Source organism: Clostridium sartagoforme (assembly GCF_004794105.1).
Taxonomy (GTDB): domain Bacteria; phylum Bacillota; class Clostridia; order Clostridiales; family Clostridiaceae; genus Clostridium; species Clostridium sartagoforme_B.
In genome coordinates this window covers 1-20,713 of record NZ_SRYR01000019.1, presented here as the reverse complement: position 1 = coordinate 20,713, position 20,713 = coordinate 1, and the positions used below count along the sequence as shown (strand labels likewise).

General features: G+C 29.2%; 23 protein-coding genes, 2 tRNA genes and 1 rRNA gene. 6 read left to right on the top strand and 20 right to left on the bottom strand.

Annotated features, from left to right (window positions below; all coding sequences use genetic code 11):
- Positions 1–30 precede the first annotated feature (30 nt).
- From disA to E5347_RS16335, 4 genes are all read right to left on the bottom strand, one after another.
- Positions 31–1,095, bottom strand: a complete 1,065-nt coding sequence (gene disA, locus E5347_RS16350; RefSeq protein WP_136008294.1) for a DNA integrity scanning diadenylate cyclase DisA — start codon at positions 1,093–1,095, stop codon at positions 31–33.
- A gap of 16 nt (positions 1,096–1,111) precedes the next feature.
- A complete protein-coding gene (gene radA / locus E5347_RS16345) occupies positions 1,112–2,479 on the bottom strand; it encodes a DNA repair protein RadA (protein WP_136008293.1) in 1,368 nt (455 codons plus the stop codon).
- A 683-nt stretch (positions 2,480–3,162) separates the two neighbouring features.
- A complete protein-coding gene (gene nagB, locus E5347_RS16340; RefSeq protein WP_136008292.1) occupies positions 3,163–3,888 on the bottom strand; it encodes a glucosamine-6-phosphate deaminase in 726 nt (241 codons plus the stop codon).
- Entirely contained in the window at positions 3,885–4,607 is a 723-nt protein-coding gene (locus E5347_RS16335) for a GntR family transcriptional regulator (RefSeq protein ID WP_136008291.1), read from the bottom strand. Before E5347_RS16335 ends, nagB begins: the two co-directional genes overlap by 4 nt.
- Positions 4,608–4,747: 140 nt before the next feature.
- Between E5347_RS16335 and E5347_RS16985 the strand changes: the two genes are divergently transcribed.
- Both E5347_RS16985 and E5347_RS16330 read left to right on the top strand, forming a co-directional pair.
- Entirely contained in the window at positions 4,748–4,906 is a 159-nt protein-coding gene (locus E5347_RS16985) for a hypothetical protein (protein ID WP_168354986.1), read from the top strand.
- A 148-nt stretch (positions 4,907–5,054) separates the two neighbouring features.
- Positions 5,055–5,282: a glutaredoxin family protein gene (locus E5347_RS16330; RefSeq protein ID WP_136008290.1), complete on the top strand. Its 228-nt coding sequence runs from the start codon at positions 5,055–5,057 to the stop codon at positions 5,280–5,282.
- A gap of 318 nt (positions 5,283–5,600) precedes the next feature.
- On the opposite strand, the gene E5347_RS16325 is transcribed toward E5347_RS16330, so the two are convergent.
- From E5347_RS16325 to E5347_RS16305, 5 genes are all read right to left on the bottom strand, one after another.
- On the bottom strand, positions 5,601–7,058 hold the full coding sequence (locus E5347_RS16325) for an NADP-dependent glyceraldehyde-3-phosphate dehydrogenase (RefSeq protein ID WP_136008289.1): 1,458 nt from the start codon (positions 7,056–7,058) through the stop codon (positions 5,601–5,603).
- A gap of 9 nt (positions 7,059–7,067) precedes the next feature.
- Positions 7,068–7,295, bottom strand: a complete 228-nt coding sequence (locus tag E5347_RS16320) for a glutaredoxin family protein (protein WP_136008288.1) — start codon at positions 7,293–7,295, stop codon at positions 7,068–7,070.
- 44 nt (positions 7,296–7,339) lie between these two features.
- Positions 7,340–8,284 (bottom strand): thioredoxin-disulfide reductase, encoded by a 945-nt coding sequence (gene trxB / locus E5347_RS16315; RefSeq protein WP_136008287.1) that lies wholly within the window; start codon positions 8,282–8,284, stop codon positions 7,340–7,342.
- Between the two features lie 287 nt (positions 8,285–8,571).
- Positions 8,572–11,007 carry an ATP-dependent Clp protease ATP-binding subunit gene (locus tag E5347_RS16310; RefSeq protein WP_136008286.1) on the bottom strand — a complete coding sequence of 812 codons (2,436 nt, stop codon included), beginning with the start codon at positions 11,005–11,007 and terminating at the stop codon, positions 8,572–8,574.
- A gap of 62 nt (positions 11,008–11,069) precedes the next feature.
- A complete protein-coding gene (locus E5347_RS16305; protein ID WP_136008285.1) occupies positions 11,070–11,525 on the bottom strand; it encodes a CtsR family transcriptional regulator in 456 nt (151 codons plus the stop codon).
- A gap of 151 nt (positions 11,526–11,676) precedes the next feature.
- Here E5347_RS16305 and E5347_RS16300 point away from each other — a divergent pair, with 151 nt between their 5' ends.
- Entirely contained in the window at positions 11,677–12,327 is a 651-nt protein-coding gene (locus tag E5347_RS16300) for an MBL fold metallo-hydrolase (protein WP_136008284.1), read from the top strand.
- 21 nt (positions 12,328–12,348) lie between these two features.
- On the opposite strand, the gene E5347_RS16295 is transcribed toward E5347_RS16300, so the two are convergent.
- From E5347_RS16295 to E5347_RS16265, 7 genes are all read right to left on the bottom strand, one after another.
- Positions 12,349–12,519, bottom strand: coding sequence for a 4Fe-4S binding protein (locus tag E5347_RS16295; protein ID WP_136008283.1), 171 nt, complete (start codon positions 12,517–12,519; stop codon positions 12,349–12,351).
- Positions 12,520–12,615: 96 nt separating this feature from the next.
- Positions 12,616–12,819, bottom strand: a complete 204-nt coding sequence (locus E5347_RS16290) for a heavy-metal-associated domain-containing protein (RefSeq protein WP_136008282.1) — start codon at positions 12,817–12,819, stop codon at positions 12,616–12,618.
- 12 nt (positions 12,820–12,831) lie between these two features.
- Complete coding sequence (locus tag E5347_RS16285) at positions 12,832–13,737, bottom strand: PSP1 domain-containing protein (RefSeq protein ID WP_136008281.1); 906 nt, start codon at positions 13,735–13,737, stop codon at positions 12,832–12,834.
- A gap of 2 nt (positions 13,738–13,739) precedes the next feature.
- The gene (locus E5347_RS16280; RefSeq protein ID WP_136008280.1) at positions 13,740–14,675 is read right to left on the bottom strand and encodes a DNA polymerase III subunit delta'; all 936 of its coding nucleotides are present in this window, start codon (positions 14,673–14,675) and stop codon (positions 13,740–13,742) included.
- Positions 14,676–14,687: 12 nt separating this feature from the next.
- Complete coding sequence (locus tag E5347_RS16275) at positions 14,688–15,017, bottom strand: cyclic-di-AMP receptor (RefSeq protein ID WP_136008279.1); 330 nt, start codon at positions 15,015–15,017, stop codon at positions 14,688–14,690.
- Positions 15,018–15,107: 90 nt separating this feature from the next.
- Complete coding sequence (tmk, locus tag E5347_RS16270) at positions 15,108–15,737, bottom strand: dTMP kinase (protein ID WP_136008278.1); 630 nt, start codon at positions 15,735–15,737, stop codon at positions 15,108–15,110.
- 10 nt (positions 15,738–15,747) lie between these two features.
- A complete protein-coding gene (locus E5347_RS16265) occupies positions 15,748–15,975 on the bottom strand; it encodes a sigma factor G inhibitor Gin (protein WP_243109808.1) in 228 nt (75 codons plus the stop codon).
- 244 nt (positions 15,976–16,219) lie between these two features.
- On the opposite strand from E5347_RS16265, the gene E5347_RS16260 reads away from it, so the two are divergent.
- A complete protein-coding gene (locus tag E5347_RS16260) occupies positions 16,220–17,371 on the top strand; it encodes a M20 family metallopeptidase (protein WP_136008277.1) in 1,152 nt (383 codons plus the stop codon).
- Between the two features lie 15 nt (positions 17,372–17,386).
- Here the strand turns inward: E5347_RS16260 and E5347_RS16255 are convergent, their stop codons facing one another.
- Entirely contained in the window at positions 17,387–17,893 is a 507-nt protein-coding gene (locus E5347_RS16255; RefSeq protein ID WP_136008276.1) for a hypothetical protein, read from the bottom strand.
- A 339-nt stretch (positions 17,894–18,232) separates the two neighbouring features.
- Here E5347_RS16255 and E5347_RS16250 point away from each other — a divergent pair, with 339 nt between their 5' ends.
- Entirely contained in the window at positions 18,233–19,180 is a 948-nt protein-coding gene (locus E5347_RS16250) for a magnesium transporter CorA family protein (protein WP_136008275.1), read from the top strand.
- A gap of 138 nt (positions 19,181–19,318) precedes the next feature.
- Positions 19,319–20,230, top strand: coding sequence for a S66 peptidase family protein (locus E5347_RS16245; protein WP_136008274.1), 912 nt, complete (start codon positions 19,319–19,321; stop codon positions 20,228–20,230).
- A 32-nt stretch (positions 20,231–20,262) separates the two neighbouring features.
- Here the strand turns inward: E5347_RS16245 and E5347_RS16240 are convergent.
- The 3 genes from E5347_RS16240 to rrf form a co-directional block, all read right to left on the bottom strand.
- Positions 20,263–20,337: transfer RNA gene (locus E5347_RS16240), tRNA-Cys, on the bottom strand.
- Between the two features lie 5 nt (positions 20,338–20,342).
- Positions 20,343–20,418: transfer RNA gene (locus E5347_RS16235), tRNA-Phe, on the bottom strand.
- A gap of 7 nt (positions 20,419–20,425) precedes the next feature.
- A 5S ribosomal RNA gene (rrf, locus tag E5347_RS16230) occupies positions 20,426–20,542 on the bottom strand.
- Positions 20,543–20,713 lie beyond the last annotated feature (171 nt).

Sequence of the window (20,713 nt, the reverse complement as noted above, 5' to 3'; positions counted from 1 at the left end):
CTACTTTTTTTAGTTTTATACATAAATTTACTAAATTTCGCTCTTTAGATAAATCTGTTCCTTTATTCTCTTTAAACCACTTCTTATGGCTTTAGCTCTAGCTTCCCCAATACCATCAACTCTATCTAAATCTTCAGTATCTGCCTTAATTACATATTTTAATTGTTCAAAATGCTTAACCAAATTTTCAATAACAGAGGTTGGTATTCTTGGAACCTTAAATAATATTCTAAATCCTTTTGGAGAAATTAATGTATCTGTTAGAGGTTGACCTGAATATCCAAGTAATTTAGCTATTAAATCTAAATCAACTAATTCTTCAGATGTAAGCTTTTGAATATCATTATATATTTCATTATAGTCCTTATCACCCTTGCAATAATCCCTAATTAATAATATTCCATCTCTTTCTATAAACCTAATCAGCTCACTAAGTTGCATTGATATAAGTCTACCTTCATTGCCAAGCTCTACTATGTACCTCTTAATTTCTTCTACTATTCTCATAACCATTTCTGTTCTTTGTATAGCTGTAACTACATCAAATATAGTAGTTAAATCTTGAAACTCTAGTAAATTTAAATTGTTAATTACTCTATCTAAAACATTAACATACTTTTCTAAAGTCTGAATAGCTTGATTTGCTCTTGCTAAAATAATGCTACTTTCTTGAAGTACATATTTTAAATCACCTTTATATATAGTAATTATATTTCTTCTTTGGGAAATAGCTATTACTATATTCCCAGTTTGCTTAGCTACTCTATTTGCAGTTCTATGTCTAGTACCAGTTTCATATGTCGTAAGTGTATGATCTGGCACTAATTGAGTATTAGCATATATTATTCTTTTTAAATCGCTACTTAATACAATAGCTCCATCCATTTTAGCTAGTTCATATACATAGGCTGGAGAATAATCAGAATTGATATTAAATCCACCATCAACTATCTTCATTACCTCTTCATTATCACCTATTACTATTAATCCACCAGTTTTAGCCCTTAAAATATTTTCTAATCCCTCTCTTAAAGCTGTTCCTGGACTCATAAGCTTTAAGATACTTTTTATTTCTTCATCAAACTTTATCCTCATATACTCACCCAATCTACTAGAATATCTTATTAATTGCTTCTCTTAAATTACTAACTCCTATTACGTTAATTACATCACTCTTTGCCTTATCCCTATTCCTTTCAGGTATAATTGCATTTTCAAATCCCATTTTTTCTGCTTCTTTAATAAGTCTTTCACAAGCTGTTACAGGTCTTATTTCACCTGTTAACCCAACTTCTCCTATTATAACAGTTCTCTCTAACTTAATACCAACATTTTTTACACTAGATAATAAAGCTAAGGCTAAGCCTAAATCTCCAGTAGTTCCATCTAAGGTAAGACCTCCAACTACATTTACATAAACATCATATTTATAAAAAGGTACCCTTAGTTTCTTTTCTAAAACTGCAAGTATAAGTCTTAACCTTTGATTATCTATACCAACTGCAGTTCTACTTGCTAAGTGAGTGTTACTTTCACTAGCTAATGCTTGTATCTCAACTAATATAGGTCTAGTTCCTTCCATTATACCTATAACAGCTGAACCTTCTTGATTAAAACTAGTATCTTCTAGGAATATTCTAGATGGATCATATATCTCTCTTAATCCTTCTTCAGCCATTTCAAAAACACCAATTTCACTAGTAGTACCAAAACGATTCTTCATAGTCCTTAAAACTCTAAAATCTTCTGTTCTTTCACCTTCAAAGTATAAAACAGTATCAACCATATGCTCAAGAACTCTAGGACCTGCTAATTCGCCTTGTTTAGTTACATGAGCCACTATAAATAAAGGAATATTTTGATTCTTACCTATTCTCATTATAGTATTGGAACATTCTTTAACTTGAGATACACTTCCTGGAGCTGAAGTAATAGTTTCCTTATATATAGTTTGTATAGAATCTATAATAACAAATACTGGCTTTAATTCATTAATATATGCTTCTACTAAATCTAAGTTAGTTTCAGAAATTATATATAGGTCATTTGCATTAACTCCTAACCTATCTCCTCTAATTTTAATTTGCTCCTCTGACTCTTCCCCAGATACATATAAAACCTTGCCATATTTTTTAGAAATAGCATCTGCCGTTTGTAGTAATAATGTAGATTTACCTATTCCAGGATCACCAGATATTAAAGTTAATGATCCTCTAACAAGCCCTCCACCTAATACTCTATTAAGTTCTTTAAGTCCTGTATCATATCTTTCTTTTTCACCAGACTTAATTTCCCTTATACTTTTCGGCATATTATCTAAAACTTTAATAGTATTAACTTTTGAATTACTAACCTTTGTACTTTCTTTAACTTCTTCAACTAAAGTATTCCATCTATTACAATCTGGACATTTTCCTAACCATTTAGGAGACTCATATCCACATTCTTGACAAACAAATATGGATTTAATCTTTGCCATAGCTTAACCACCAATCTTTTTATTTTATGAATAACATCTCTATTAAATTACTATAAAAATATAATATAACAAACATATAACTTTATCAGTATATAAGTTGCAATAAATTCTTTACCTTTTATCAAATTAATTTATATGTAAAATATTTTAGTTAGGTAAGTACACAGTCAACTTATATAAAAATTAAAAGCTATCTACTTTCAATTAATGTAATTTACTTTCAAATCTATTTTTCACTTAAAATAACATAAGTTCTCAAAATATAATATTATTTATTGAAACCTATATAATATTATATCCTAGTTATTATTCTTTTACATAAAGTAATTCTTATCTTCAGCTGGAGTTTTCTTAATAGGAGTACCCTACTCCATCTGAAGGTTAGAAGAACTAATCCAGGTGCGTAGCAGTGCTTAGCTCCCACTTATAGTAATGTGGGGAGTGTTAGCAATGGTAGCCATCGGATAAATTTTCTAATCTATATACCTTAATTATTTTACACGAAAAATACTGGAGTGTCTAACTTACAGCTCAATCTGTATACTATTAATATTGGCTTTTACTTCCTACTTCTCATTATATAACGAACTTCCACTGTCAATTACTGTAAATTACTCTCTATTCCAGGAACAAAAAATAAGAGGATGTATAAATTACATCCTCTTATATCTAAAAAATCTATTCTATAGTAACTTTGCAGCTGCTTCATCTATTATAACAACTACATCTCTATGCATTTGTAACATTGAAGCTGGCATATTAGTACTGATCTTTCCATTAACCATAGCTTTTACTGCTTCAGCTTTTCCTTCACCACTTGCAATAACTATAATCTTTTTAGATTTCATTATTCCACCAAGACCCATTGTTAAAGCTGTCTTTGGAACTTCATCGATTGAATCGAAAAATCTTGCATTAGCTTTTATAGTATCTTCAGTTAATCCAGTTAAGTGAGTACCTGCTACTAATTCTTGATCTGGTTCGTTAAATGCAATATGTCCATTGTTTCCAATTCCTAATAATTGAACATCAGTACCACCTAAATCTGCTATTTTAGCATCATAGTTTTTACATTCTTCTTCTATATTTTCTGCTAAACCATTTGGTACATATGTGTTCTTCTTATCAATATTTATGTGGTTGAACAAGTTATCATTCATGAAATATCTATAGCTTTGAGTATGTTCTCCGCTTAATCCTATATATTCATCAAGGTTAACAGTTGTAATAGTAGAGAAATCTATTTCTCCTTCTTTATTCATTCTGATTAATTCCTTGTACATACCTATTGGTGATCCACCTGTTGCTAATCCTAATATAGCTTTTGGATTGCTTTTTATAGTTTCTGCCATTTCATTAGCTGCAACTTTACTTAATTCTTCATAGTTTTTAGTGATTATTATTTTCATCTTAATTTCCCCTCTCGTCTTGATATGTTTACTTCTAAAGTAAATTTATCAGATCTATATATAGCTTCTTCTAAAAATATCATCTTATTACTAAGATCATAAGTCTTACTTATGATTTTTAACATAGGTACTTCTTTATCTACATTAAAAATTTTTTTCAATTCAGCATTCATAATAACTGCTGCTATTGAGGATTTAGAATAGTCTACTTTATATCCAAACCCCTCTAATATTGTAAATAAAGAGCCTTGTAACATCTCTTTATCAATATATCCACAATAATCTACTGGTATATATACCTTTTCTAAGGCTACACATTCATCATCAACTATACGCTTTCTAGTAATTACATATAATTCTTCCAGAGAAAAAATATCTGATAAATCCTCTGGAGTCTGTATTTTAGAAAAATCTATAATTTCTGATTTTAGCTTTCCACCCATTTGCTTTACTATTTCAGTAAAACTCATCATATCCTTTTGCTTAAAGGTCTGTTCACATACAAATGTACCTTTTCCTTTAACTCTAAGTAATATACCTTCTTGTACCAGTTCTCCAATCGCTTGTCTTATGGTCATTCTACTAACACCATATACCTCACAAAGCTCTCTTTCACTAGCTATACATTCACCAGGCTTCCATATTCCCTCAGAAATCTTAGCTATTAAGTCATTCTTCAGTTGATAATATATTGGGATTGGACTATTTTTATCTATCATTAAGTAATCCTCCTATAATTATTATATTAAAAGTAGTTATAGATGTCTAGACCAGTTGAAAATTTTCTACTATTTTAGTCTGTATTATAAATTTAAAAATTGCAAATAATAATCCTATATCTAACAAAGGAGATGATACTATGGTTAGCAAGGAATATTACTCAAATATACCATCAAAAAATATATTGAAAGATGATAAAAAAGATAATTTATCTGAAAGAATTAACGATACCAATATTAATTCTTTAGATAATATGGTTCTTAACTCAAACTTAGAAAATCAAGGTTTAATTAAATAATTAACCAAACTATTTTATAAAGATATGATATCACATTCTTATTTTTAATAAAATATGATATTTATGTTGAATTAAGTAGTAATATAGTGTAAACTTTATATTAAATAATATTAATTATCTATTGATAATTTTGAAGGAGGATTTAGCAATGGTTAAAGTATATAGTACAAACTCTTGCCCATGGTGCGTTAAAGCTAAAAATTATTTAAAATCAGTTAATATAGAATTTGAAGAATTCAACGTACAAGAAGATATGGAAGCTAGAGATGAAATGATAAATAAATCAAAACAAATGGGAGTTCCTGTTTTAGATATAAACGGAACAGTAATCGTTGGATTTGATAAAAATGCTATAGATAGCGCATTAAACATCTAGTATGAATTAAATATTGCCTTAGGTTAAATATAAATCTTATTTTTAACATTCAGGCATAAGTATGAAGGAGTAGCTAATTTAGCTACTCCTTTTTATATATAATATGCGTTCCAATATCTCCTCTTTACCTATTCCCTAATTATATCAATCTAATATATTTATAATTTCATACTACACTATTAATGCAAAAATAAGGAACCTAATATTTCTACTAGGTTCCTTATATAACTTTATCTGAGCGCTACAATAGCTAATACCCCCATCTTCTCAAAGTGGGAACTAAGCACTGCTACGCGCCTGGATTAGTTCTTCTGATTACTATCTATTTAAATTAATTACTGTAGCCTTAGGTCTAGACATAGCTTCTATAGAATATCTGATACCTTGAGTACCTATTCCTGATGCCTTAACTCCTAAGAATGGGAAGTGGTCTGGTCCTCTTTCAGTCTTATTATTAACTTGAACTGTACCAACTTCTAATCTATCTGCAACGTAGAATGCTTCATTAATATTTTCAGTAAATACTGAAGATTGTAGTCCATATTCAGACTTATTAGCAATTTCAATTGCTTCATCTTTATCTTTTACTCTAATTATAGGAAGTACTGGTCCGAAAGGTTCTTCCCAAGCTAATCTCATATCAGTAGTTACATTATCAAATAAAGTTGGGTAGATTAGATTTTCTTCTCTATTTCCACCTAATATTAATTTAGCTCCCTTAGCCTTTGCATCTTCAATTAGTTCCCATACAAAGTCAGCTGATTTCATATCGATTAGAGGAACTACATCTGCTCCATCTACTGGGTTACCAACCTTTAATGCTTCAACCTTAGCCTTAACTTTTTCAAGTAGCTTGTCTGCAACTTTATCTACAACTAATATTCTCTTAACAGCTGTACATCTTTGACCTGAGTATGAATATGCTCCTGCTACAATATTTGAAGCAGCTACATCTAAATCTGCATCCTCTAATACTATTGCAGCATCCTTACCACCAAGTTCCATTAATAGTGGTACCATACTAGTAATGCTAGAAATTCTTGAACCTATTTCTGTACTTCCAGTAAAGTTTATAAAGTCTACATCTGGATGCTTAACTATATAATCACCGATTACACTACCTCTACCAGTTATAGTATTTAATACTCCTGCTGGAACTCCAGCTTGCTCAAATACCTTTGCTAAGTATAAACCACAAAGACTTCCTTGAGTTGCTGGCTTTAATACTACGGAGTTACCTGCAATTAAAGCTGGTGCTATCTTTGATGCTGCAAGGTTTACTGGATAGTTAAATGGTGAAATAGCTAAAACTACTCCTAATGGTTCCCTAGTAACTACAGATATTTTATTTTTCTTAAATCCTGGGAAGCTATCTCCTGGAATACTTTCACCAGATAAATTCTTTGCTGTATCTGCTGTAAATCTAATATAGTCTGCTGATCTTAATATTTCTGACTCACATGACTTTTTGTCTTTTCCGATTTCTCTCATCATAATACTAGACATTTCATCAGCTTTTTCAATTAACAGATCTGCTGCCTTATATAATATTTCCGCTCTTTTGTTTACCGCCACATTTCTCCAAGCCTTTTGTGCCTCATCTGCACTCTTTATTGCAAAGTCTACTTCTTCCTTAGTCATAGCAGGAACTTTTCCTACTAAACAATTTCCTATTGGAGAGTATATTTCTATAAATTGGTCACTTTCGCTTGATGTCCACTCACCGTTCACTAAATTTTTAAACGTTAATTCTTTTCCTTTTATACAACTAAACATCCCATTCACCTACTTACTTTTCGCTAATTCTATTTTATTTTTATCAAAACCAACGATAATTTCACCTTCTATATCAATAACTGGTACAGTTCTTTGTCCTGATACCTTAAATACTTCTTCTCTATCTTCATGTTTATCTGCTACGTTTATTTCTTGGTATTCCCAACCCTTCATATCAAAGAATCTCTTTGCCTTAACACATGATGGGCACCAAGATGTTGAATAAATTTTAATCATACTATCTCTCCTTACTATTTTTGTTGTTATTTTTAAAAAGTTTATTACTTTTGGTTTTTCTTTCTTTCAACTATAACCTTCTCTGCTTGTAGAGCTGCAATAGTACCATCAGCTACTGCTGTAGTAATTTGTCTAAACTCTTTTTCTCTAACGTCTCCAGCTGCAAAAACACCCTTGACATTAGTTCTCATACTTTCATCTGTTTTTATATACTTTCCATCAGTTAAATCAATTTGACCCTTAAAGTGGTCTGTCTTTGGTTCTGTTCCTATAAATCCGAATACTGCATCCATAGGCATTTCTTCTTCCGTTCCATCTATAGAATCTTTAATAATAGCCTTTTCCATGAAGTTATTTCCTTCAACATTAACTAAGTCTTTATTAAATAATACTTCTATTTTAGGGTGGTTCATAACTTCTTCTATTGTTGCTTTTTCTCCCTTAAAGTAGTCATATCTTCTTATCATATAAACTTTGCTAGCGAACTTAGTTAAAAATAACGCTTCTTCTAATGCAGAGTTTCCTCCACCAACTACTCCAATTATTTTTCCATCATACATTGCGCCGTCACATACTGCACAATAGTGTATTCCCTTTCCAGAGAATTTCTCTTCATTTGGAATAGGTAATTTTCTAGGAGTAGCTCCTGTTGAAATAATTACAGTATCTGTTTTATATATATAATTATTAGTTTCGACTATTTTAACATCTCCACTAAAGTCAACTCTTTCCACCATATCAAATTCATCTATTTCTGCACCAAGTTCTTCTGCTTGTTGTTGCATTAAATCAGCTAATTCTGAGCCTGAAACTTTTTTGAACCCAGGATAATTTTCAATTGTATAGCTGTTTCTAACTTGACCACCTAGAATTTGATCTTCTAATAAAAGCATATTAAGCTTTGCTCTTGTTGCATATATTGCTGCAGTTAGCCCTGCTGGACCACCACCTATTATTATAAGTTCTTTTTCTTTTATTTCCTTACTCATTTTTATCCTCCTACCCCCTAGGGGTATATTATTTATTTTTATTATATACTTCTATTTTTTAAAATGCAACTACTTTTAGATAATAATTTATATTATTACCATATTTTTCAGAATTCAAATATATATTTCACATTTTTGTTATAACTTACGTATAATAGTTGTTTAAAATAACAATTATATTTTATCATTTATAAAAAAATCATGCACATTACTTTAAGATATGCATGATTTATAAGATATTATTTGCTATTTTAATTTTTTCTATACTTATTAAAAACTATGATTTTTTAGGATATATGCTTGAAGCAAAGCTCTTTTCCATCACAATATACCTCTAAATTGTCTCCGCCTTTAATACATCCTTTTAACATTTCTTCACTAATTTTATCTTCTAATTCTTTAGTTATAATTCTCTTTAAAGGCCTAGCTCCATAGTTAATATCTACTCCCTTATTAATTAGGAACTTCTTACTTTCATCATTTAAACTTATACTTATTCTTCTATCTTTAAGCTTATTAATAGTTCCATTAAGCAATATATTAATTATTTTTAAGATATCACTATCCACTAACTTCTTAAAGACTATTACTTCATCAACTCTATTTATAAACTCAGGCTTAAAGCTCCTCTTCACTTCTTCTAATATACTATTCTTCATATTTTCATATTCACTTTTATCCAAGGACTCATCATTTAAAAATCCCATAGTATTCTTTTTCTTTATATTATGGGCTCCCAAGTTTGAAGTCATTATAATAATAGTATTTTTAAAGTTAACACCTCTGCCTTTACTGTCTGTTAATTTTCCATCTTCCATTACTTGTAGCAATATATTAAAAACATCTGGATGAGCTTTTTCTATTTCATCTAATAGAATAACTGAATATGGATTTCTTCTAACAGCCTCTGTTAATTGTCCCCCCTCTTCATATCCAACATACCCAGGGGGGGCACCAATTAACCTTGCTACAGAATGCTTCTCCATATATTCTGACATATCAATCCTAATTAAATTTTTCCTATTTCCAAATAAGGTTTCAGCCAAGGTATTAGATAACTCTGTCTTACCAACACCTGTAGGTCCGCAAAATATAAATGTTCCAATAGGTCTATTAGGATCCTTAAGTCCAACCCTGGCCCTTCTAATAGCTTTAGATACTGCAACAACAGCTTCTTTTTGTCCAACTACTCTTTCTTCTAAAGTTTCTTCTAGTTTAAGTAATTTATCTGATTCTAATTCTGTAATTTTTTCTAAAGGTATCTTAGACCAAACTGATACTACTTTGGCTACTTCCTCCCTATTTACTATATTACTAAAATCACTATTATTTATTTCTATTTCTATAGAACTTAACTTATCTTTTAAAATTACTTCTTTATCCCTTAACAGAGAAGCTTCTTCAAAGCTTTTTCCCTTTATAGCTATTTCTTTTTCACTAGATAACTTTTCAATATCCTCTTTAAGTCTACTAATTTCTGGAGGAGTAGTTAAGTTTTCTATTCTTATCTTAGCTGATGCTTCATCTATTAAGTCAATGGCTTTATCTGGCATAAATCTATCTGTAATATATCTATCTGATAATTCCACTGCTGCTTCTAAAGCCTCATCTTCTATTTTCACCATATGATGCAGCTCATATTTTTCTTTTAATCCCTTAAGTATTTTATAAGTTTCTTCTCTAGAAGGCTCTTCTATCATAACTGGCTGAAATCTTCTTTCAAGAGCTGAATCCTTTTCTATATATTTTCTATACTCATCTATTGTTGTAGCTCCAATACACTTAATTTCTCCTCTTGCTAAAGCAGGTTTTAGTATATTAGAAGCATCTATTGCTCCTTCAGCTCCACCAGCCCCAACTATAGTATGGAGTTCATCTATAAATATTATTATATCTTTAGCATTTATTATTTCTTCCATAACTTTCTTTAACCTATCTTCAAATTCACCTCTATATTTAGCTCCAGCTACCATTGAAGTTAGATCTATAGAAATAATTGATTTATCTCTTAATATTTCAGGAACATTTCCATCTGATATCATTTGGGCTAATCCCTCAACTACTGCTGTTTTACCTACACCAGGTTCTCCTATTAAACAAGGATTATTCTTACCTCTTCTACAAAGAATCTCAAGCATTCTTCTATTTTCATTTTCCCTGCCTATTACTGGATCAAGCTTACCTTCCTTAGCTAATAAAGTTAAGTTTCTTCCATATTGATTTAACATAGGAGTCTTGACATTAACATTTTTATTTTTTTCGGCATACCTATTTTCATTTAAGTCACTTTTATTAAGATGTCTTACTAATTCATTTCTTACATGCTTAGTATCTATCTTAAAGTTTGATATTATAGAAAAGGCGACTCCTTCTACATCATCAAGTAAAGCTAGTAAGATATGTTCTGGGTTAATAAAACTATGATTATACATCATTGCTTTAGCGAAACTATCATCAAATACTCTTTTTGTTCTTGGATTAATAAGCATTTCACCTATAGAGATTTCTAAGTCTCCATATCCAAGGTATTCTTCTACAAACTTTCTAGCTTTATCTATAGTAATTCCATTAATATATAAGACCCTATTGGCAAAGCCACCTTCTTTCAATATACCTAAAAGAACATGTTCTGTTCCTATATATCCATGCTTAAAAAATTGCGATTCTTTTTGTGCTTCAACAAGCATTAATTGAGCCCTTTCTGTAAATTTCCCAAAAACCATACATACCTCCATACCCTATTGCTAATTATACTTACAGATAAACTCTAGATATATAACATACTCTATGATAATATTACGGTTAAAATTCCTTTAAGCATATCTGACCTTAATTTATTTTTATCTTCAACAGAAGTTAAAGTCCTATCATTTAAAGTAATTTTAATAATTTCGTATTCACTATTAGTTATAGTCTTAGTATCCTTCAAATGATCTAAAATAGATAAAGCATTACCATAAGTTATACTTTCACCTATAGAGCTCAATATTAAGGATAGTCTCTCATCTTTATCATCGTATGTTATTTTTCTAATAACTATACAACCTCCCCCGCCTCTTTTGCTCTCAATTATATATCCCTTTTCATAAGTAAATCTTGTAGTTAATACATAATTTATTTGAGAGGGTGCACAGGAAAATTTATCTGCTAATTCATTTCTTTGAATTAAGACTTGTCTTTCTTTTTCTTCATTTAACATATCATTTATAAAATTTTCTATTGTATCTGAAATTCTTGCCATATCTTCACCTTCTTAAACTTACTTTTTAAAATTGACCATCTTTGACTTTAATTATAGCCTATTAATTTTAATATGTCCATTTTCCTATTTTATTTTACTAATAAGGAATTATACATAATCTTTTGTCTAAACTATATAAGAGGTGATAGATATGGAAATAACATGGATTGGTAATACTAGTTTTTTAATTAAAAACTCTCTTGGAAAAAAGATTCTTTTAGATCCAATTCAATTATATCCCTATATACAAAAATATGATTTAAATCCTGATATAATTACATTTAGTCATACTCATAATGAAGAAATTATAAGTGATTATATTAGTTCTAATTATAAAATAATCAATTCTATATCTAAGTTTGAAAACTCTTTTATTAAAATTCAAGGTTTCCTAAGCTATAGAGATAATTTTCATGGGTTTAAAAGAGGTGAAAATATAATTTACCTTTTAGAAATTGATGGATTCAGATTAGCTCATCTAGGGTCTCTCGGACACATATTAAATGATGATCTAGTAAAAGAATTATCAGATTTGGACTTTCTTTTTATACCAATAGGAGGACATTTTTTATTAGATGGACATTCTGCTTCAAAGGTTGCATTAACTTTAAAACCTAAATATGTAATTCCTATGAGTTTTAAAAGTTCCTCAAATTTTTTCTATTTAAATGGTCCTTTAAGTTTCTTATCATCTATAAAAGATACTGTAGCCTATAATTCTACTTCTATTTATACTAATGAACTTTCTTTTCATAATAAACCTTCTGTGATTTTTCTTGAGGAAATAATAAAGAACCGCTAAATAAGCGGTTCTTTATATAAATTATGCTTGTACTGGAGCTCCTACTGGACAAACATTTGCACAGTTTCCACAATCTATGCAAGTATCCTCATCGATAACGAATTGAGTATCTCCTTGACTTATAGCATTAACTGGACATTCTGCAGCGCATGCACCACAGTTTATGCAGCTATCTTCAATTAAAAATGCCATAATTAGCACCTCCTAATAATAGAATTTATTTCAAAATCTATTTTATCACATGGGTAAAAATTTTTAAAGTCTTCTAAAGAATTAATTTGTACAAGCTTAATTAATACTGTAACCTAATTCTTCAACTTCAGCAATAATCTTATCTATAGTTACTGATTTATCATCATAAACTATATTAACTTCCTTTTTACTTAAGCTGACTTCACAAGCTATAACACCTTCATTGCTTCCTACAACTTCTCTAATGCTTATAACATCTTCATTTGTATTAAGATTTGAAATCTTTAATACTGTTTTCATTTAATACCCTCCTTAATTATCTTTTATTAAATCTTTAATTAACTTTTTATCTTCAGGTGATTCAATTTCTAATTTAATATCTGATTCATCTACAGAATCTTCATATCCACCTTCAACTAATTCAATATCATCTATTTTAAATTCTTCTATAATTTCTTCGTCGCCTCTTCTATATCTAACCTTTACATTTTCCTTCACAGTATTATTACCAATAACTTCAGCATTGGTTTCTCCAATATTAACTATAGATCCTACCTTAGGCAATCTCTTTCTAATATCTTCATATGTGCTTTGTTCGTAATTTAAGCAACACATTAATCTACCACAGATACCAGATATCTTAGTTGGATTTAGTGAAAGGTTTTGCTCTTTTGCCATCTTAATAGATACAGATGCAAAATCTCCAAGGAAGGTTGAGCAACATAAAGGTCTGCCACAAGGTCCTAATCCTCCAAGCATCTTAGCTTCATCTCTTACCCCTATTTGTCTTAATTCTATTCTAGTCTTAAATATAGTCGCAAGGTCCTTAACTAATTCTCTAAAATCAACTCTACCATCTGCTGTAAAGTAAAATATAACTTTATTATTATCAAAAGTATATTCTACATCGATAAGCTTCATATTTAATTTATGCTCTTCTATTTTCTTTAAACAAATATCTAAAGCATCTTTTTCTTTTACTTTATTAGAATTATGTTTCTCTACATCCTCTTCTGTTGCAACTCTAATTACACTTTTTAGTGGAGCTACTATATCAGTTTCAGGAATTTCCTTAATTCCAATAACGCACTCTCCGAACTCTATACCTCTTGCTGTTTCTACAACAACAAAGCTACCTTTATTAATATTAAGGCCATTTGGGTCAAAATAATATATTTTACCAGCCTTTTTGAATCTAACGCCTATTACTTTTATCATTATTAAACCTCCATAAAACCTATAAGCATAACTCTAATAGTTAATTGAAAATTAGAATTGCTGAGTAATGCCTTCCTAGCATCTCCTATTTTATCAATAATATTGCTAAGCCTCTTATAGGACATTTCAACTGCTAATTTTTTTAAATTATCTATTTTATCCCCGTTTATTATCCCTGTGCCATCACTAACTTCTTTATAAATTATAATATCTCTTATAAAGGAGGCTAAAATGCTTAATAATTCGTCCTTTTTATCTTTAAAACTTACTATTTTAGATTCAAAATCTAAAAGTTCTTTTAAATTATTTTTAGTTAATATAAATAATAAATCAATTACAGTATTTCTTAAGTCCTTTAATGATGCATCCTTTAAAAAGGCTTCTGCTTTTCCTGGAATTCCTTCACTATATGCAATTGCAGCATTAATTTCATCTTCACTAAATTCATTATTATTAATTCTATTTAAATAAAGTCTTACTTCTTCTTTACTTAAAGGAGTTAATTTATATATTTGACATCTAGACTTAATAGTATCTAATATAAGCTCTAAGCTTTCACATAATAAAATTATATAAACTCCCTTTGGTGGCTCTTCTATAGTCTTTAAAAGAGCATTTTGCGCTTGCACGGTTAATTTATTCCCATCATAAATTATTATTACTTTCTTATCACCTTCATAGGGCTTCTTATATACTTCTTCTACAATTTCTCTTACATCGTCTACCCCAAAAGAAGACTTCTTAGTCCTATATTTTATAATGTCAATATAATCTTTCTCCTCTAATTTACCTAATATATTAACGGCTAATTTATTAGCTAAATTACTTTTGCCAATACCATCTTCACCAACAATAATATGAGCATGGGAAATCTCACCTAATTCTACTCTTTTTATAAAGCTATCTGTTATATTTTTATGTCCTATGAAACTTCCCATCTTTTCCTCCAGTTATATCTTAATGAATTGATCCACATCTATTACAAAAATTGTTGCTCCCCCAACCTCTATTTCAATCGGATATGACATAAACATATCTACATTTCCTGTTATAGGAGTTGGAGTAGTAATGATTTGCTTTCTAGTCTTACAAACATCTTCTACAACATCTATAACCTTTTGTACCTTATCAGCTTCTACACCTATCATTAAAGTTGTATTACCTGATTTTAAGAATCCTCCAGTAGTTGCAAGTTTAGTTACTCTAAATCCAGCTTCTGTTATAGCATCAACTAGATCCATAGCATCATCATCTTGCACCATTGCTATTACTAACTTCATATAAACCCCTCCCTCATAAATAATCTCCTCAATAATATTTTATCACAAAAGTCTTGCAATTTAATTAAAAAGTTTACTTATTAATAGAATTTATTTGATAAAATTTGTAATTATGGATTTAACTGAGTGAAAAACTTCATTTAATGATTTTTCTGCATCAATTACTTCAAATTTATCCTTATTCTTTTCAACTAAAGTATAGTACCCCTCTCTAACCTTATGATGAAAATTAACTTTTTCTAAATCTAATCTATTGACTTCCCTATTATCATTGCTATTAATTCTCTCTAATCCAACTTCTGGAGAAACATCAAAGAAAATATTTAAGTCAGGCATATAATCTCCAATTGCAAATTTATTAATTTGATATACTTCATCTACCCCTATATTTCTAGCATAACCTTGATATGCTAGTGATGAAAAAATAAATCTATCGCATAACACAATTCTTCCCTTATCTAATTCTGGTATAACCTTTTCTACTAAATGTTGCCTTCTTGCAGCTGCATATAATAAAGCTTCTGTCTTAGGATCCATAGATGTATTCTTAGTATCTAAAATCACTTCTCTTATATCCTCAGATATTTTTATACCACCTGGTTCTCTTGTTTTTATACAATCAATACCATTTTCAATTAAATAATTATATACCATTTCTAGAACAGTACTCTTTCCTGAACCGTCTCCGCCCTCAAATACAATAAATTTACCTTTGTTCATTTCTACTACCTCATGTTATTATTTTAAAATTGCTTATAAGCCACTTTTTTATTCTCTCTTTATAGTATTCATATTTTTTATCAGTCACTTTTAAGCTAACTGTTTCGTTGTTACATTCATGGCATAATAAGCATCCATCATTAATTATATCATCAACTAATTCTTTACTACAAACTATACATGTATTTTTATCTATATCTTTTATTTTTAAATTGATTTTTTTCTTTTTGAAACTCATTTTAACCTCCATTTTTTATTTTAATTCTCGCCTAAGTGAATTTTTTTTATACTCATAAAAAAAATTAAAGGCTATGCTTCCTATTACAATGTTATACTTAAATAATAGTTATGACTTCCATTTCATAAAACTATAAAACTATAAAACTATAAAAATATAAATTATTAATTGAATTATATTTAATAAATAATTATCTCTATTTAAGGGAAAGTTAAAGATATGATAATTTGGGAGGAATAATGTTATGAAACAAGAAATGATTAGTTATATTGAAAAACACAAAGAAGATTTAATTAATTTAAATAAATTTTTATATGAAAATCCTGAAAAAAGTTATGAAGAACATAAGGCTTATAAATATATCACTGACTTATTAGAAAAACATGACTTTGAAGTTAGTAAGGACTTTTTAGAATTAAATACATCCTTTTATGCTACTAAAGGAACCTCACATCCAAAGATATGCTTCTTATGTGAGTATGATGCAATTGAAAATGAAGGGCATATTACAGGTCATAATCTACTTACTTCTACCTCTGTAGCTGCAGCAATGGCTCTTGGAGCTATAGTTGAGAAGACCGGAGGCACAGTAACTATTATTGGGTGTCCTGGTGAATACTTAGGAGGAACTAAGTCTATAATGGTTAAACAAGATGTCTTTAAAGACATTGACATTGCCATGCTTGCTCATCCTGATGTTGTAACTTGCGAAAGTGGTACATCATCTGCCATAATTCCATTAAGTTTAAAATTTATAGGTAATAAAGGACTAAGCTTTTTAAACAAAAAAAGTTATACTTCCTTAGATGGTATTTTATTAACTTTAAATATTTTAAATATAGTTGAAAAAGGATTCCCTGATGATGTTGAAGTAACCTCAATATTATCAAATGGAGGCTCTACCCCTTTATTATTACCTCTAGAAGCAGAAGCAAAGTTCTATATCAGAGCTAAAGAAATGGATGTAGCAAGAGTTGTGGAAGAAAAGATAAGAGAAATTGGAATATATGTATCTAAACTTATCAGAATCCAAAGTGTTTTCTCTTTATATGAGCCTGAGAATGAAGAATTAAATACAAATAGATCTTTAAATAGATTATTTAGTCATAATTTAAAGGAAACTGGAATTATAAATATTGGTGGTCCAAGAGATATAAATTCTGGATTAAGTCTTGGAGTTGTTAGTAAGTCTATTCCAAGTATTCAACCTTTCTATTCAATAATAGAAGATAGTAGCACTAAATATGGAACAAGAGATTTTGCTAAAGCAACTGTAAGTGAATATGGATTTAATGAAGCAATAAAGGCAGCTTTAGCCTTAGCTTTTACTGGATATGATATTATTTCTAATGAAAATTTACTGGCAGAAGTTAAGAATGAATTTTATAAAAAATAGGCTCTATAATAGAGCCTATTTCTTTAAGTCACATTTTAATCCGCCACTTTTTATTATTTTGCTAACAAACTTTTCACTTGGCTGAAATTTTATTTTTTGAATTTCATCTCCATTTTTACAAATACAATAATATGATTTTACTCCAACTCTATTACAAAGGTATTTTTTAGTTCTAATAGTATATAAGTACTTTTTTGGAATTGAATATTTATCTCCTATATAAAGAACGTCAGACATTCTTATACTTTCTAAGTTCTTTTCTTCCTTGCTATTAATTGAATTAATTATTATCTTATCCGCTATAACAGCATATTTATATGAAACAAAGCAACTTCTTATTTCCTTAGCTATTAATAGTAAAGTAATTATTACAAGTGTTCCATTAAATACATTCCCCATCACATGATCTTTAAACTTAGACCTTTCAATAGCTTCTGCTAAATATAGCACCACTGTTAAGGTAAGTAAAATAGTAGTAATAACAGGCACTCTTTTTTTAGCCACGACTTCCCTATGCATCATTTTAATATTTTCCCCCATCATGATATCACTAAATTGTAATAAACAATATTGAGATTATACTAAGTATTTAGATATTTAGCCATATTTGTTTTTTGATGATTATAACACTATTTTTAGTGTTAACTTACATTACCATAAATTAAATAGTGCTTGTACACTATTCCTATAGATATCTTCATATATCTCGTAAATAAAAAAATCTAAATAATGTATAAGTTTACTTCATTATAATCATAAATTAATTGTCGATTATTGAAAAAATAAAATGCTATAAATATGTTACAAATGTAAGTTTAAATAGTATAATTAATTCTGAAGTCTATTTATGGAGGTTTAAAAATGATTCAAATATATAAAAGCATTAGTGAAAGCAATCCTTCACTAAAAGCGTTAGACAACTTAGAACCTGGATGCTGGATAAATATAGTGGCTCCGTCTGATGAAGAGTTAATCTTAATATCTAAAAAAACTGGTGTACCACTACCTTTTTTAAAGGCACCGTTAGATGATGAAGAAACCTCTCGTATAGATATAGAAGATAATTGCTTATTAGTTATAGTCGATATACCATTTACTGAGATGGAAGATAATTCATTAACTTATGATACATATCCACTTGCTATAATACATACTGATAAGCAATTAATAACTGTATGTTTAAAAAACAGTAGAATTCTTACAGATTTTATTAATGGGAAGGTTAAATCCTTTTATTCATTTAAAAAGTCTAGATTTATTCTACAAATTTTAAGTAAAATTTCCAGTGCATATTTAGTATATTTACGACAAATAGATAAGAAGAGCTTAATGATCGAAAAGAGACTACATAAATCAATGAAAAATAGGGAATTAATTCAGCTTCATTCATTAGAAAAGTCATTAGTTTACTTTTCTACTTCTCTTAAGGCAAATGAAATAACCTTAGAAAAAATGCTAAAGCTTGAGATAATGCAAATATATGAAGAAGATCAAGATGTCTTAGAAGATGTTATTATAGAAAATAAACAAGCAATAGAAATGACAGAAATATATAGTAATATACTAGCAAGTACTATGGACTTTTTTGCTTCTGTAATTTCTAATAATTTAAATATAGTGATGAAAGTTCTTGCATCAGTTACGATATTAATGGCTATTCCTACAGTTATCGGTGGTATTTTTGGTATGAACTTTATTAGAATGCCTTTAATAACTAATGAATATGGATTTGAAATAACTATGTTTATAACTCTATTACTAACTTTCGGAGCTGCTTATCTTCTTTATAAAAAAGATATGTTTTCATAATGAATATAATAAAAAATATAATTTATATAACTCATCATTTATAATGGTGAGTTTTTTTATTAAAAAAATCTCCCTAGTATAAAGATAGTAAATCTATAATATATTAATACAAATATTAAAAAGTGGGTGTATTTATCTTTGTCTAAAAATAAATTAAAAAATATTTCTTATAATTCTACCATAGGTATAATATCTCCTGCTTCCCCTGAAAGCAGTGAATTTATAGATGAAAAGATAAACTTATTTTCTAGGTTTGGATTTAAAATAAAGAAAGGTAAATACTTATATGATAATACTGGATATCTAGCAGGAGATGATAAAAATAGAGCCGATGACTTAAATTCTATGTTTGCTGATAACAATATAGATGCTATTATTTCTTTTAGAGGTGGGTATGGATCTATCAGAATGATGCCTTACTTAGATTTAAAGATAATCAAAAAAAATCCAAAAGTTTTTTTTGGATATAGTGATATAACATTATTATTAAATTATATTAGTAGAAAATGTAACTTTCCAACTTTTCATGGCCCTATGATTAACTCTAATTTTGATGATATAACTACAAGAGAATATTTTCTCAAAGTTTTATTATCTAATGACGAAAAATTATCTTATGATTTAAATGATGTATGTCATGATGATTTTATAATCAAAAACAATAAGGATTTTTTTGGAAAAATAGTAGGTGGTAATCTTTCAATAATTTGCTCTGCTATTGGAACTCCTTATGAAGTTAAATTAGAAAATAATATTGTTCTTATAGAAGATGTGAATGAAAATCCTTATGTTGTGGATAGAATGCTTTCTCAACTTCTATCCTGTGGAAAACTTCAAAGATCTTCAGCAATTATAGTCGGTAGCTTTACTAATTGTATTGGTTCAAAATCTAGCCCACTAATTAATGAAGTCATCACAGAAAGATTATCTTCGTTAAAGCAACCAATCATATATGGATTTAAATTAGGACATGATTATCCTAATATATCTATTCCTATAGGTAGTATTTTTAAATACTACTCTAACAATAAAATATTATTAGAAAAATAAAAAATCCTACAAGAAATCTTGTAGGATTTTTTTGGAGGCGCCACCCGGATTTGAACCGGGGAATAAAGGTTTTGCAGACCTCTGCCTTACCACTTGGCTATAGCGCCATACCTGGTGGCTCGACCAGGAATCGAACCAGGGACACGAGGATTTTCAGTCCTCTGCTCTACCGACTGAGCTATCGAGCCTTATAAGACCTGGCAACGTTCTACTCTCCCACACAGTCGCCCGTGCAGTACCATCGACGCTGTAGAGCTTAACTTTCCTGTTCGGAATGGAAAGGAGTGTTTCCTCTACGCCATCATCACCAGATGCTATGATTCTCTAAATCTTTGATTTAGCAAGAATCTTGTACTCCTAAGCTTTGCTTAGTGAGTTTCCTTAGAGAACTATGTTCTCTGAAAATTGCATATGAATAATTTTTAACATTTCCAAAATTTATTGGTCAAGCCCTCGACCTATTAGTATCAGTCAGCTAAATAT

Coding starts and splice junctions, on each gene's coding strand:
- E5347_RS16330 (WP_136008290.1), top strand. CDS start 5,055: ATGGTTAAAGTATATAGTACAAACTCTTGCCCATGGTGCGTTAAAGCT.
- radA (WP_136008293.1), bottom strand. CDS start 2,479: ATGGCAAAGATTAAATCCATATTTGTTTGTCAAGAATGTGGATATGAG.
- nagB (WP_136008292.1), bottom strand. CDS start 3,888: ATGAAAATAATAATCACTAAAAACTATGAAGAATTAAGTAAAGTTGCA.
- E5347_RS16335 (WP_136008291.1), bottom strand. CDS start 4,607: ATGATAGATAAAAATAGTCCAATCCCAATATATTATCAACTGAAGAAT.
- E5347_RS16985 (WP_168354986.1), top strand. CDS start 4,748: ATGGTTAGCAAGGAATATTACTCAAATATACCATCAAAAAATATATTG.
- E5347_RS16265 (WP_243109808.1), bottom strand. CDS start 15,975: ATGAGTTTCAAAAAGAAAAAAATCAATTTAAAAATAAAAGATATAGAT.
- E5347_RS16295 (WP_136008283.1), bottom strand. CDS start 12,519: ATGGCATTTTTAATTGAAGATAGCTGCATAAACTGTGGTGCATGCGCT.
- E5347_RS16290 (WP_136008282.1), bottom strand. CDS start 12,819: ATGAAAACAGTATTAAAGATTTCAAATCTTAATACAAATGAAGATGTT.
- E5347_RS16255 (WP_136008276.1), bottom strand. CDS start 17,893: ATGATGCATAGGGAAGTCGTGGCTAAAAAAAGAGTGCCTGTTATTACT.
- trxB (WP_136008287.1), bottom strand. CDS start 8,284: ATGAGTAAGGAAATAAAAGAAAAAGAACTTATAATAATAGGTGGTGGT.
- disA (WP_136008294.1), bottom strand. CDS start 1,095: ATGAGGATAAAGTTTGATGAAGAAATAAAAAGTATCTTAAAGCTTATG.
- E5347_RS16285 (WP_136008281.1), bottom strand. CDS start 13,737: ATGATAAAAGTAATAGGCGTTAGATTCAAAAAGGCTGGTAAAATATAT.
- E5347_RS16275 (WP_136008279.1), bottom strand. CDS start 15,017: ATGAAGTTAGTAATAGCAATGGTGCAAGATGATGATGCTATGGATCTA.
- E5347_RS16280 (WP_136008280.1), bottom strand. CDS start 14,675: ATGGGAAGTTTCATAGGACATAAAAATATAACAGATAGCTTTATAAAA.
- E5347_RS16260 (WP_136008277.1), top strand. CDS start 16,220: ATGAAACAAGAAATGATTAGTTATATTGAAAAACACAAAGAAGATTTA.
- E5347_RS16320 (WP_136008288.1), bottom strand. CDS start 7,295: ATGATTAAAATTTATTCAACATCTTGGTGCCCATCATGTGTTAAGGCA.
- E5347_RS16310 (WP_136008286.1), bottom strand. CDS start 11,007: ATGGTTTTTGGGAAATTTACAGAAAGGGCTCAATTAATGCTTGTTGAA.
- E5347_RS16305 (WP_136008285.1), bottom strand. CDS start 11,525: ATGGCAAGAATTTCAGATACAATAGAAAATTTTATAAATGATATGTTA.
- E5347_RS16325 (WP_136008289.1), bottom strand. CDS start 7,058: ATGTTTAGTTGTATAAAAGGAAAAGAATTAACGTTTAAAAATTTAGTG.
- E5347_RS16250 (WP_136008275.1), top strand. CDS start 18,233: ATGATTCAAATATATAAAAGCATTAGTGAAAGCAATCCTTCACTAAAA.
- tmk (WP_136008278.1), bottom strand. CDS start 15,737: ATGAACAAAGGTAAATTTATTGTATTTGAGGGCGGAGACGGTTCAGGA.
- E5347_RS16300 (WP_136008284.1), top strand. CDS start 11,677: ATGGAAATAACATGGATTGGTAATACTAGTTTTTTAATTAAAAACTCT.